This window comes from Hymenobacter psoromatis (assembly GCA_001596155.1).
GTDB lineage: Bacteria > Bacteroidota > Bacteroidia > Cytophagales > Hymenobacteraceae > Hymenobacter.
The window spans coordinates 5,007,888-5,020,415 of sequence record CP014771.1 but is presented as its reverse complement, the minus strand read 5'-3'; the positions used below and the strand labels follow the sequence as shown (position 1 = coordinate 5,020,415).

The 12,528-nt window shown below is 60.5% G+C and carries 11 protein-coding genes and 1 pseudogene; 7 read left to right on the top strand and 5 right to left on the bottom strand.

Annotation, left to right across the window (positions count from 1 at the left end; all coding sequences use genetic code 11):
• Positions 1–18: 18 nt before the first annotated feature.
• The 3 genes from A0257_21275 to A0257_21265 are packed head-to-tail and all read left to right on the top strand — an operon-like array spanning position 19 to position 2,315.
• Positions 19–996 (top strand): hypothetical protein, encoded by a 978-nt coding sequence (locus A0257_21275; protein ID AMR29377.1) that lies wholly within the window; start codon positions 19–21, stop codon positions 994–996.
• A 54-nt stretch (positions 997–1,050) separates the two neighbouring features.
• Positions 1,051–1,647, top strand: coding sequence for a cyclic nucleotide-binding protein (locus tag A0257_21270; GenBank protein AMR29376.1), 597 nt, complete (start codon positions 1,051–1,053; stop codon positions 1,645–1,647).
• A 56-nt stretch (positions 1,648–1,703) separates the two neighbouring features.
• Positions 1,704–2,315: a hypothetical protein gene (locus A0257_21265; GenBank protein ID AMR29375.1), complete on the top strand. Its 612-nt coding sequence runs from the start codon at positions 1,704–1,706 to the stop codon at positions 2,313–2,315.
• 4 nt (positions 2,316–2,319) lie between these two features.
• Here the strand turns inward: A0257_21265 and A0257_21260 are convergent, their stop codons facing one another.
• From A0257_21260 to A0257_21250, 3 genes and pseudogenes are all read right to left on the bottom strand, one after another.
• Entirely contained in the window at positions 2,320–3,192 is an 873-nt protein-coding gene (locus A0257_21260; GenBank protein AMR29374.1) for a hypothetical protein, read from the bottom strand.
• A gap of 372 nt (positions 3,193–3,564) precedes the next feature.
• Positions 3,565–4,938: pseudogene (locus tag A0257_21255) on the bottom strand (DNA methyltransferase).
• Positions 4,939–5,361: 423 nt separating this feature from the next.
• The gene (locus A0257_21250; protein ID AMR29373.1) at positions 5,362–5,823 is read right to left on the bottom strand and encodes a hypothetical protein; all 462 of its coding nucleotides are present in this window, start codon (positions 5,821–5,823) and stop codon (positions 5,362–5,364) included.
• Positions 5,824–6,664: 841 nt separating this feature from the next.
• Here A0257_21250 and A0257_21245 point away from each other — a divergent pair.
• The 4 genes from A0257_21245 (at position 6,665) to A0257_21230 (ending at position 11,583) form a co-directional block, all read left to right on the top strand.
• Positions 6,665–7,111, top strand: a complete 447-nt coding sequence (locus A0257_21245) for a hypothetical protein (protein AMR29372.1) — start codon at positions 6,665–6,667, stop codon at positions 7,109–7,111.
• 200 nt (positions 7,112–7,311) lie between these two features.
• Complete coding sequence (locus A0257_21240) at positions 7,312–8,694, top strand: hypothetical protein (protein AMR29371.1); 1,383 nt, start codon at positions 7,312–7,314, stop codon at positions 8,692–8,694.
• Positions 8,695–8,766: 72 nt separating this feature from the next.
• Positions 8,767–10,569: a hypothetical protein gene (locus A0257_21235; GenBank protein AMR29370.1), complete on the top strand. Its 1,803-nt coding sequence runs from the start codon at positions 8,767–8,769 to the stop codon at positions 10,567–10,569.
• A 78-nt stretch (positions 10,570–10,647) separates the two neighbouring features.
• Positions 10,648–11,583: a hypothetical protein gene (locus A0257_21230; GenBank protein AMR29369.1), complete on the top strand. Its 936-nt coding sequence runs from the start codon at positions 10,648–10,650 to the stop codon at positions 11,581–11,583.
• Between the two features lie 81 nt (positions 11,584–11,664).
• Here A0257_21230 and A0257_21225 read toward each other — a convergent pair whose 3' ends face one another.
• A complete protein-coding gene (locus A0257_21225; GenBank protein AMR29368.1) occupies positions 11,665–11,871 on the bottom strand; it encodes a hypothetical protein in 207 nt (68 codons plus the stop codon).
• A 192-nt stretch (positions 11,872–12,063) separates the two neighbouring features.
• Complete coding sequence (locus A0257_21220) at positions 12,064–12,444, bottom strand: hypothetical protein (protein ID AMR29367.1); 381 nt, start codon at positions 12,442–12,444, stop codon at positions 12,064–12,066.
• Between the last annotated feature and the right edge of the window lie 84 nt (positions 12,445–12,528).

The following is a 12,528-nucleotide window of genomic DNA, read 5'->3' as shown; positions in this document are numbered from 1 at the left end:
CACTAATGGTATCGCTCCGTGAATCACTCCATCCTCATTACCGGCGGCCACACCGGCCTCGGCCTGGCCACCAGCCGCTACCTGCTGGCTACCACGCCCGACGCGCACCTCATTTGGGCCACTCGCTCGCGGCAGGTAGCCGAGCGGGCGGCGGCTAGCCTGAAGGCCCCGAGCCGCATCACCATCCTACCCCTCGACCTGAACGCGCTCAACAACGTGCGCCACTTCGCCGCCGACTTGCTGAGCCGGTTGCAGGCCGGCACGCTGCCGCCTTTGCGGGCCCTGGTCTGCAACGCCGGCATTCAGTTTGCCGAAGGCGAGCACTGGACCGCCGACGGCTTCGAGCAGACGTTTGGGGTGAACTACCTGGCGCACGTGGTGCTCGTCGAGCGGTTGCTGCCCACCCTGGAGCAGGCCAGCCGTATCGTCCTGGTGGGCAGCGGCACCCACTTTGATGCGCCGCGCCTGTGGACGGCCGCGATGTTCGGAATGCCGCCCGCCCAGTACCTGGGGGCCGCGCCCCTGGCCCACGGCGAGGTGCCCGCTGACTTAAAGCCGGACAGCGCCCCCGGCAATCAGTTCCGCTACTCCACCTCCAAGCTCTGCACGCTGCTCTACATGTACGAGTTGGACCGCCGCCTGCGGGCTGCTGGCTCCGCCGTTACGGTGACCACTTTCGACCCCGGCCTGATGCCCGGCACGGGGCTGGGCCGGGCCAACAAGGGCGCGGCGCTCTGGGCCTGGAAAAACGTCATGCCCGTGCTGCGCCTCTTCCCCGGCGTGAACTCCACCGCTACCTCCGGCCGCAATCTGGCCTGGCTCATCGCCAGCCCCGCGGTGGCCGGTGTCACGGGCAAGTATTTTGAAGGCCGCCAGGCCGTACCTTCTTCCGAGCTTTCGCGCCAGCCCAAGCTGTGGGCCGAGCTGTGGGCCGGCACCGAAAAGCTGCTGGCCGCGCAGCCGGCCCCGGCGGCCCCGGCGGCTCCGCGCCGCTAAGGCCGGGCAGCCGCCGGACGGCAGCGCAACCATCCCTACCCCCTCTACTCCGCGATGCCCTACCCTGAATTAGAAGAGTTTCTGCTGCAATTCAACCACTTCACGCCCCAGCAGCTGGCCCTGATTGCCAGCAAAGCGACGGAGCAGCAGTACCCAGCCGGCGCGTATTTCTCGGAAGCTGGCCGGGTGGCCCGCGAAGTCGGCTTCGTGCTGGAGGGTATTTTTCGGGTGTGCTACTTCGATAAGGAAGGCACCGAAATCACCAAGTATTTTATGGAGGAACACCGCTTCATGGTGGACCTCAGCAGCTACCAGTACCAGCTGCCCGCCACCGAGTACTTGCAGGCCGTGACCCCGGCGCGGGTACTAGTCTTCGCCGCCCGCGACTGGCAGGCGCTGGGCCACACCATCGTGGGCTGGCCCGAGACGGAGCGCAATATCATTACGCGGGCGCTGCTGGAAAAAGTGAGCCGCGTAAGCCCGCTCGGGCACCAGGACGCGGCCACCAAGTACCGCTCCTTTCTGGCGGCCTACCCGCATGTGGCCAACCGCGTGCCCCTGGTCCAGCTGGCTTCCTACCTGGGCATTACCTCGCAATCGTTGAGCCGGGTGCGCAAAAACCTCGGCCGTCCGCCCGAAGCAGCCGACTAACGAGTGGCGCGGCCCGCGCCAGTCCAAACAGGTCGCATCCCTTACTTTTAATCGTTATGCACCGTCGCCAGTTTCTACGCACCGGCTCCGCTACCGCAGTGGTTGGGCTGCTGGGCGTGGCGGTAGGGCAGTCTGCCCCGTCCCCATCTCCCATGCCCGCACGCTTCGTTTCCAACCCCAACCTGCCCACTATTTTGCCGGCTTCGCGCTGGCCCGGTACGCCCGTCGATGCGCGGGGCCGGTTTATGAACCACGAGTTTCCGTTTGTGCAGAGCCCCTTGGCGGTAGCCAAATGGCTGTTGGAGCGCAACCCGCAGCGGGCGGAAAAGCGAGCGGACCCCTACCAGCTGCCCGTTCGGCAAACCGCGGCCTTCCTGCGCGGCACCGAAGACGTTATCGTGTGGCTGGGCCACGCCTCCTTCTTTATTCGGCTCAGCGGAATCACGCTGCTCATTGACCCGGTGTTGGGCAAGCTGCCGTATGGCAAGCGCCTGTCGGCGCTGCCGCTCGACCCCACGAAGCTGACGGGGCTCAACTATATCCTGGTGTCGCACGCGCACTACGACCACTGCGACAAGCCCTCGCTGCGCCAGCTCTATGCCCAAAATCCTCAAGTTCAGTTCCTGAGGTGGTCGGGTGCCAGTGGACACGGAGCTAAGGTAGGTTAAAGCGCTAGTGGAGTTTGATTTCGAGGGGTGTGCAGTAGCCGAGGGCGGAGTGCAGCCGCTGCGTATTGTAGTAGTGGTCGAGATATTCGGCTAGTTCGAGGCGGGCTTCTTCCAAGTCGTCAAAGCAGGCCCCGCGTGGCAGCAGTTCCGTTTTCAGCGTGCTCCAGCCGCTCTCAGCTAAAGCGTTGTCGTACGGATTGCCGGGCCGGCTCAGGCTGGCAATGGCCTGGGTGCGTGTGAGCAGCGAAGTAAAAGCGTCGCTGGTGTACTGGCTGCCCCGGTCGGCGTGCACGAGCAGGCCGGGTGGCGGCTGGCAGACCGCCACCGCCCGGTTAAAAGCAGTCAGAATCAAGTCCGTGTGCAGGGACTCGCTCACGTGCCAGCCGACGACGCGCCGGGAAAAGGCATCGCGCCAGCAGGCCAGGTAGGCCCACTGCCCCGTGGCCAGGGCCAGGTAGGTGATGTCGCCCACCCAAATTTGGTTAGGGGCGGTGGCCGCGGGCCAGTTGGCTAACTTGTTAGCAGCGACAATAGCCTGCGGGTCGGCCTGGGTAGTGCGCGGGGGCCGGGTACTGAGGCGGGTGCAGAGCGCACGTAAGTCGCTGACGCTGAGCCAGCCGCGTAGCCGCTGCCGACCCGCCGCATGGCCTTCGCGGCGCAGCTGGGCCCGTAGCCGGCGCTGGCCATAGCGGCCGGCATGGGTGGTGAACACACGCTGAGCCGCTACTTGCCAGGCGGCAGGTGCGGGCTCGGCCGCCGGGGTGGGCGCACGCTTGCGCCAAGCATAGTACCCGCTGGGGCTGACGCCTAGTAGCTGGCACTGCTGGCGCACGGGCCAGCGGTGAGCGTGTAAAGCAAGGAAAGCGAAGCGTTTCATCGGCCCGTCTTTTGTGAAAATGCGCGTCAAGCATTTGGGCTATCGTCAGCGCTTTTTTTAAACTATCACGCTCCGTTTGAGCGCGGGCCAGCTGCGCCCTTAACTGCTTGTTTTCCTGCTCCAACGCCTCGCTGCCGGCCGGGCGGGTGTGCTGCGCCCGCGCGGCGCGCACCCAGCGTCCCAGCAGGGCCTCGCTCATGCCCAGCGCCTGCGCGACCCGCGTGGCTGCCTGGCCATCCTGGGTTACCCGGCGGACCGCTTCGACCCGGAAGGCGGCATCATACTTATTTCTAGGTCGTTTGACGACTGATTTTTCTGCTTCCATGACAAGGGAAAGTTACTTTCTCCGTGTCCATTTTTACCCGACCACCTCACGTCGGCGTAGCTGCCGCCGGGGTTGCGCCACTGGTGGTAGGTGTCGGCAATGCGCTGGATGTCGTCGTCGGACAGCTCGCGGGTGCGGCGGTTCACTAGGAAGCCCAGGTTGCGGGCGTCGATGAACAAAATCTCGTCGCGCCGGTCGCGGAAGCGGCCATCGCCCTGGCGGCTGCGGTTCATAAACCACAGGCCCGCCGGAATCTGGGTGTTCAGAAACAGCTTGGCCGGCAGGTTCACGATGCAGTCAATCACGCCGCCCTCCACCAGGGCCTTGCGAATGTCGCCCTCGCCCGAGCTTTTGGAGGTGAGCGCGCCCTTGGCCAGCACCACGGCCGCCTGCCCCGTGGGGGCCAGGTGGTGCAGGAAGTGCTGCATCCAGCCGAGGTTGGCGTTGCCGGTGGGGGGCGTGCCGTACTGCCAGCGGCCATCGGTGCGCAGCAGCTCGCCGCCCCAGTCGCTCACGTTGAAGGGCGGGTTGGCGATGATGTAGTCGGCCTTCAGGTCGCGGTGCGCGTCGTTCAAGAACAAGCCCTCGGTGTTCCACTTCACCTGCGAGCTGTCGATGCCCCGGATGGCCAGGTTCATCTTGGCCAGCCGCCAGGTGGTTTGGTTGCTCTCCTGCCCATAAATGGAAATGTCGTTTACGCGCCCCTGGTGCTCGGTCACGAACTTCTCGGAGTGCACAAACATACCGCCCGAGCCGCAGCAGGGGTCAAACACGCGGCCCTAGTAGGGCTCCAGCATGGCCACCAGCAGCTCCACCACGCTGCGCGGCGTGTAGAACTGCCCGCCCTGCTTGCCCACGGCCAGCGCAAACTCGCCCAGGAAGTACTCAAACACGCGGCCCAGCACGTCGGCGCTGCGGGCCTTGGCATCGCCCAGGGCGATGTTGCCCACCAGGTCAATCAGCTCGCCCAGGCTGGCGGGGTACAGGTTTTGGCGGGCAAATACCTTGGGCAGCACGCCCTTCAGCGGCGGGTTGTCCTTTTCGAGCCAGTCCATGGCATTGTCCACGGCCCCGCCAATGGCCACGATGATTTCCTTGCCCTCAGGGTCGCGCACGGCAACCTGGCTGCCCTTGGCGTTGTTTTGCAAGAACTGCCAGCGGGCGTACTCCGGCACGAAGAACACGTTTTCGGCCTTGTATTCGTCTTTGTCTTCGGGGTCGGCCCCGGCGTACTCGCCCGCACCGGCCAGCAGCTTGGCGTAGTGCTCCTCGAAGGAATCGGAAATGTATTTGAGGAAGATGAGGCCCAGCACAACGTGCTTGTACTCGGCAGCATCAATGTTTTTGCGGAGCTTGTCGGCGGTTTTCCAAAGCTGCTTTTCGAGCGGCTCTTCGACGGTTTCTTTCTTTTGCTTGGCCACGGGTGGACGAGGATAGTATAAACTGGTAAAGTTGCCTGGTGCCACACGGCTTGGGTAGTACCTACTACTTTTTCAAAACGAACATAGGCCGGAGTGCGAAGGCCGGCTATCAACGGTTGAAAGTAGAATAAATAATAGCTACCTCGAACACATCAGCTTCAAAAGATGAGGAAAGGAGTTCTTTTGTCCCGCCACATGTCCCATGAAACAAAATAACCCTTGTAAATTACTGAAAATCAGTAGTTTACAAGGGTATTTCGTGGGCCTAAAGGTAGAATTATCGAACTTTTGGGAGCAAGATTTTAGAGCTATAACCAGCCTATTTAAAGAGCTTAATCCGACTTGGAACTTGCCCCAAATCTTACCTGAGCCTTTAGCGTACCGGCTGCCCACTTGCTCTGGTTCTTAATCAACCTAACCTTACTAGCCCGATGCTTCGGCTAACTGCTGGCGCAGCGTAGCCACCAGCTCTTTTCGCGCGGCCAAAGCGGTCTGTAGCTTGGCTTCTCGGGCAACGTATTTATGCTTGACAGCAACGACTGCCGCCTTAATGGCGCGTTCTTGCGCGCCGCGGCTACGGGGCATTGGTTCGTCTAAGTTGCTATGGGCCGGGCGCGGCACCAAGCCTGCCGCAATAAGCTGTTCCGTCAGTTGCTCATATTGCGACAAGAGCCATTGTCCCTTCCCTTCTAAGCGGCCTATTTGCTCTGCGCTACGACGGTCCCGGATGGGAGGCGGAGCTTCCCCACGGTGCAGCACCAAGGCTTTTGCGTAGGTACCAGCGGAAGCATACCCCGCTTCTAAGGCATCGTCTGCTAGCAGCTCGTAATCGTCAGGGTTTAGATTGACCGTGACGGCGCGTCGCAAGTCATTTAGGTAAGGCATAAGGAATTGTGTAGCGGCAAAGCGAAGGTGAATTCTCCCACTAACCAAGGGTTAAAAAAGCTGAAAATGAATTCTTAGGGTGTATTCTCCCGTTTTATAGGGTGTATTCTCCCAACTAGGATAATAAAAGAATAGCATAAAAGGCAGTTTCAGCGCTTTTTGTCACGTATTTGGACCTTACAAACAGGTTTTGCAGCCTGAATTAACAGATTAAGGGGCCATTTACACCTCTAAATAAGCTGGTTACATTCGATTAGGGCCTGAGATAGCCCAAAGTAACAATAGAAACAGGCCGCTAATAAGGGATTACGGGTTTAATCGCTTTTCAATCCTGACCCCCTATACCCCGCCCTGTTGCTGCGTCCACGTCAGACCCCAGCCTACTGGCCCCGTTCAAAGGCCCGCGCAAGTTATATGAACGCAATGCAGCCGAGCTGCTTGCCATGTTAGACGCAACAGCAGCCTACACATGAGTGGCCTGGCAGACAGTCGATGCCACCCAGCCCCCGACAGTAGGTGCCTGCACTCAAAAAAGGCAAATAGGCAAGAGCCCCCCAGCATCCTATTCTCGGGCTCTAAGCCGCACCACTGGCCTCTTCAGCCAATTGGTGGCTTGCCCACTACGCCTTGACCTATTCTGAATTTGAAGTCCGCTTGCAGCAATCCGGCAGAGCCGAACGCGCTAATTACGGCCTGTTCCTCACCAAGCCGTGCCCCAGCCCGACCCCACCACCGACAACCCTGCCCAGGACGCCTACGTGCTGGAACGGGCCGTAGCGTTTGACGATGGGACCGGCAAAAAAATACCGGCCGCATTGACCTCTACAAGCGCAACTGCTTCGTGCTCGAAACAAAGCAAGGTACCGACACGCCCGACCAAGCTGTCAAAGCGGCCAAAGCCGAGCTAGGCCAGTCGGCCGAAAAGCGCCGCAAAGGCCACCCTGTGCGCGGCACGGCCAAGTGGGAGCAGATGATGCGGGCCGCCCAGGAACAGGCCATTCGCTACGTGCGGGCCTTGCCAAGTACGGAGTTGCGCCGGCCTTTCGTGGTCGTCATGGACGTGGCCTACTGCTTCGACCTGTGCAGCAACTTTGCTGGGGTAGGCAACTTCTATGTGCCCTACCCTAATGCCGACACCTACCGCTTCTTGCTGCCGGCGTTGAACCAGCCCAACGTGCAGGCCACGCTGCACCAGCTGTTCACTGCCCCACATGCGGTGCCTCCCGTCGGTGCGCATCCTAAATCCGGCCTGCGGGCTGGCCCTATTTTGGTGGCGGGTGCTTGTTGAGGCTTACAGGTAGGAGGGGGCATAAGGCCGACTGTGGAGGCTATGCTTGCTGTTTTGTAGTTTGCAGCCCCATCTACCGTTGGCAATTCCAGTAAGCTACATGACGTATGACAAAACCGCTACTATCCCGCTATCTTCACGACTTATACTTTATCCATCAGACGGGCGGGGGTACGTCGGAAACCTCTTTTTACGGGCCGTTGGAGAACCTGCTGAATGCGGTGGGGGCAACGTTGCGGCAGCCCGTACGCTCGGTGTTCCAACTGCAAGACCTGGGGGCAGGACGTCCTGACTTTGGGCTGTTCGCGGTGCCTACGGGCCGCGCCCCACGACCGGTGCGGCAGAACGGGCAGCAGCCCGAGCGCGGGGCTGGCGAAGTGAAGGGGCCGGGCGAGTCGCTGGAACCGTTGCTGAAGGGCAAGCAGGTGTCCAAATACTGGAAGCACTACGGGCAGGTGTTGGTGACCAACCTGCGGCACTTCGCCTTTCTGGGTCGAAATGAGCTTGACCAGCTTGTCATATTGGACACGCTGGAGCTGGCCGCCGACGAAGCCAGCTTTTGGAATTTGTGCGCGCACCCGGATGCGCTGCCGGCGGCGCAAGCCGACGCGGCCGAGCAGTTTTTGGCGCGGTGCATGTTGCACGGGGCACCGCTCGACCAGCCGCGGGAACTGGCCTGGCTGCTGGCCTCTTTCGCCCGCGAGGCCCGCGACCGGCTCAGCGGCGTGGACCTGCACGAGCTGGACCCGTTGGTTACGGCCCTGGAACAAAGCCTGGGGGCGCGGTTTGACGGGCCAAAGGGCGTGCGGTTTCTGCACGCTACCATTGTGCAGACGCTGTTTTACGGGGTGTTCTCGGCTTGGGTGCTCTGGCACCGGGAACAGCCTGACCGCACCGATGAATTCGACTGGCGCACCACGGCGCACTACTTGCAAATCCCAGTATTGCAAGTGCTGTTTGAGCACATCGGGGCCTCGTCGAGCGTGGACCGGCTGAAAATGCGGGACTTGATGACGCGCACAGGCCGGACCTTGCGCCGGGTGCGCCGGGAACGGTTTTTCAATCGGTTTGCTGACACTACGGCCATTCAGTATTTCTACGAGCCGTTCCTGGAAGCTTACGACCCGCAGCTGCGCAAGGAAATGGGCGTGTGGTACACGCCGCCGGAGTTGGCCGCCTACATGGTGGCGCAGGTGGACCGGATGCTGAAAGAGAAGCTAGGCATTGAAGAAGGGCTGGCTGATGAGCGGGTAGTTGTGTTGGACCCCTGTTGCGGAACGGGGACGTACCTGGTGGAAGTGCTGCGGTTTGTGGGGCGGCGGCTACTGGAAACGCACGGGCAGTTGGCCGGAGCCATGCTGCGGGAAGCGGCAACCCGCCGTTTGTTTGGCTTCGAGATACTGACAGCGCCGTTTGTGGTGGCGCACTTGCAGCTGGGGCTGGCCTTGCGGGCGGCGGGCGCGCCGCTAGCGGACGGCCAGAAAGCGGCCATCTACCTGACCAATGCGCTGACGGGCTGGGACCCGGCCGAACACGAAAAGCAGCTAGCTATTTTGCCAGCGCTGGCCCAAGAGGCGGAGTAGGCGCGGCACGTGAAGCGCGAGGAGCAAATCATGGTCATTTTGGGAAACCCGCCCTACGACGGGTTCTCGGGGTTGGCCATATCCGAGGAGCGGCGGCTGGCGGATGCCTATCGCAACCCGGCCCGCACCACGGCCCCGCAGGGACAAGGACTGAACGATTTGTACGTGCGGTTCTTTCGAATTGCGGAGCGGCAGATTGCCGAACGGTCGGGGCGCGGGCTGGTGTGCTACGTCTCGAACAATTCGTGGCTGGATGGCCTGAGCCACCCCGGCCTGCGGGAGCGGCTCTTGACGGCGTTTGACCTGATTTACATTGACAACCTGCACGGTGACAAGTACCGCACCGGCAAGACGTTTGAGGGCAAACCCGACCCAAGCGTATTTAGCTCGCCGGCCAACCGCGAAGGCATTCAGGTGGGCACGGCCGTGGCCACGCTGGTACGCACCGGCCCCACCGATGGGACGGCGGCCATAGCGTACCGCGACATTCGCGGGTCGGATAAGTTGAGGCAGTTGGAGCTGCTGGCCGCACCGGCCGATGATTTGAGCAGCTTGGGCCGGCCGGAGGTGCCTTATCAGCAAATAACGCCCATACCCGAGTTGGGGCTTACGTTTTTGCCCCGTGAGGTGCGAGCGGGCTACTTAGAAAATCCGACGTTACCAGAGCTTTTCCCGGTTTCGTTTACCGGCATTAAGACCAGCCGGGATGAAGTTTTGGTAGATGGGGACAAACAGCGGCTGGAGGCGCGAATACGGGCGTATTTTAACCCTGTAATATCAAATGAGGAACTGGTAAAAATAGCTCCTCGACTGATGGAACGCGGCAACCGCTATGACCCCGTTCAAACACGTCAAACGCTGCTGAATCATGGCTATGAATCCGGCCAAATTATCCCTTATCTCTATCGGCCTTTTGATTTGCGCTGGCTGTATTGGAACCCAAACACGAAGCTGCTGGATGAAAAACGCCCGGACTACCAGCGCAATTTAGCGTATGGCACCATGTGGCTGGAAGCCATGCAGGCTAGTCGCAAAGCTTATTCTCCATCCAATTACACAACCGTAGCCGGTAGCCTGCACGTCAATGAGCGAGGGACAAACTTTTTCCCTTTATACAGCACACCGCAAGTAGCCGACGCGGAGCCCGTATTTAACCTGTCCAAGCTGGCTTGGAAATATCTGTACGAGACTGAAGAAGCCCCGGAAACGTTGTTTTACCACGCGCTGGCTGTGATGCACGCGCCGACTTACCGGGCACACAACGCGGGCGCTTTGCAGCAGGATTGGCCGCGGCTGCCGTTGCCGCCCGCCCCGGCGGTGCTCGCCAGCAGCGCGGCGCTGGGCCGGCGGCTGGCGGCGTTGCTCGACGTGGCTAAGCCGGTGAAGGGAGTGACGCAGGCCCCCTTTGAAACGGAGTTAGCCGCGGTGGCTGTCGCCCGACATCGAGACGCTGGGCGGCATCTGGATGAAAACGAGGGGCATTTCAAGGTGAAAGCCCGCTGGGGCCGTGCCGGGCATACGGGGCAGGTAATGCCGGGGCCGGGCCTGCTGAGTGCGCCGCGCGTGGTGGGCGAATACCGGGCGGCAGAATGGGGCACTGAGGTTGTAGATGTGCATCTGAACGAAGACGTGTATTGGGCCAATTTGCCGGTGGGCGTGTGGGGCTACACGTTGGGGGGCTACCAGGTGCTGAAAAAATGGCTCAGCTACCGCAGTTTCGACGTGCTGGGGCGTTCGCTGCACCTGCACGAAATGATGGAATTCACCCACATTGCGCGGCGCATTGCGGCACTCCTGCTGCTCTACCCAGCGCTGAATGCAAATTATGAGGCGATGCTGTCGCCGGTGGAAGAGACTGTTTTAGTGGCTGTATAAGCTTTGTTGCTTCCCACCATCGCGCTAATTCCAGTTCATCTACTCAGTTTACCCTCAATTACCCTGTTAAAATTCGGAATGCGCTTCATGGCTAAAATCTACCTGATTCTCGTTGGCTTTGTATTCATAAATCTGACAACATTTGCCCAGCGGCTCCGGCCCGCAGCCGTGACCCTGCCGCCGGCCGACACCGTGTATTTTGACCGGGACTGGGCGCGTACCGAGACGCTGGAGGAAGTAACTTACGCCCGGATTGCGCACCGAACGGCGGATGGGAAAAGCGTGGGCACGGTGCGCGACTACTTTTATCCGTCCTGGAAAAAGCAGGGTGAAGGCAAGCTGTTGCACGAAAGCCCCGACGTGCTGGTGGGCATCTGCACAGGTTGGCACGAGAACGGGCAGCTCAGCTTTCGCGGCACCTACGTGAATGGGCAGGCGCAAGCCGGCTCCCAGAGCTGGAACGAAGCCGGGCGCGAAATCAAGTGTCGTTACACGACGCAAGATGCTTTACCGCTGAGCAAGGCCGATATTCACTGTTCGACTTGTATGTATTTGAGCCGCAAAGTATTTGAAATAGATGTGCCGGTGGGTACGGTGGGTATTGTGTATAAGCTGGACGTGCGCGACGAGGGGCAGCCAGCAGTATCGTGGTCCACGGCGCTGGGGCTAGCGGGGGCGCTGAGCAACCCCGCCACCGGGACGATGACCCTGCTTACAATGGCGGCTTCGACGCTGACCAAGCAAGGAACCGGGGAGGCCCCGACCAAAGACACGAAGTGCCGCTGGTACATTACCGCCGACCCCGAGGCCGTGCAGCAGTTTCTGGACACGAAGGGCACTATCAGTAAGCCCGGCGCGTGTTATCGAGCAGAGCAAAACACGCCCACCGAAACCCGGCCCCTGACGCTCGCGCCGGGCACGCGCCGGCTTTACGTGTGCGTCAACAACGATAATATCCGAACCGATGCCACAGCTACACTTAGCGTGACGGCGCTGGTGCAGTCGTGTAATTAGTTGGTTCTTGATTGGCTTGTTGTAAACAAAAAACGCCCGCATTGCGGGCGTTTTTTGTAAACCGGATGCGGTTTGAGATTACTATGCTGCCTGGGCCTTGAAGCCGGCATTTTCTACCAGGGTCCGTACCTGGTCGGCGCTCAGGTCGGTGTTCACAGTCAGAATTTTGTCGGGGTTGGTGGTGTCTACTTGCCAGGTTTGGATGGCTTTTTCACCGTTGAGGGTGGGCGTTACGGCTTTGATGCAGCCGCCGCAGTTGATGTTGGTTTTGAATTTCAGGGTTTGCATTGCGAGGAAAGCTGGGGTAGCCGAGCACGTCGGGCTACGGGATTACAACAGACAAAGCTAGCGGCCGGTGCCGGGGCGGGGGTGCAGGATTAGGCCGGGGGCTTGCATGATTTCGAGGCCGGGGGCTGATGAGCGACAAAACGAAAAAAGCAGTTCCGGTTTCGGAACGGCCTTTTTGGGCTGATTAGGGGGCTACATTTTCATATTATCCATCTTGGTGCCCGGCTTCATTTTACCGCTTTTGTGCATTTCCGCCATCGTGGTCATCTTGCCGTTCATCATCATGCACTGGCCATCCTTCATGGTCATGGTAGTGCCGTCTTTCCTAGTGCAGGTGCCATCGGTTTTGCAGACGCTGCCGTCGCTCATGGTCATGTCTTGGGTCATGGGCATCATCTTGCCGCCCGTCATGGTCATCATTTTGCCGTCTTTCATGGTGCAGCCGGTCTTGGCCATCTGGCCGTGGTGCATCTTGCTACTCAGGGGTTTGGTGGCGGGGGTGGTCTGGGCCTGGGCCAGGGTGCAAGCGCCGCTGAGCAGTAGCACGGGTAATAGTTTCAGGACATTTTTCATGGGGAAGGGGAAATTGAGGGAGAAAAGTGAGGAAAAAGGAAACGAAGGTTGCCAGCCAGAAGAGCTTGGGTTGCGGCCGGTTTT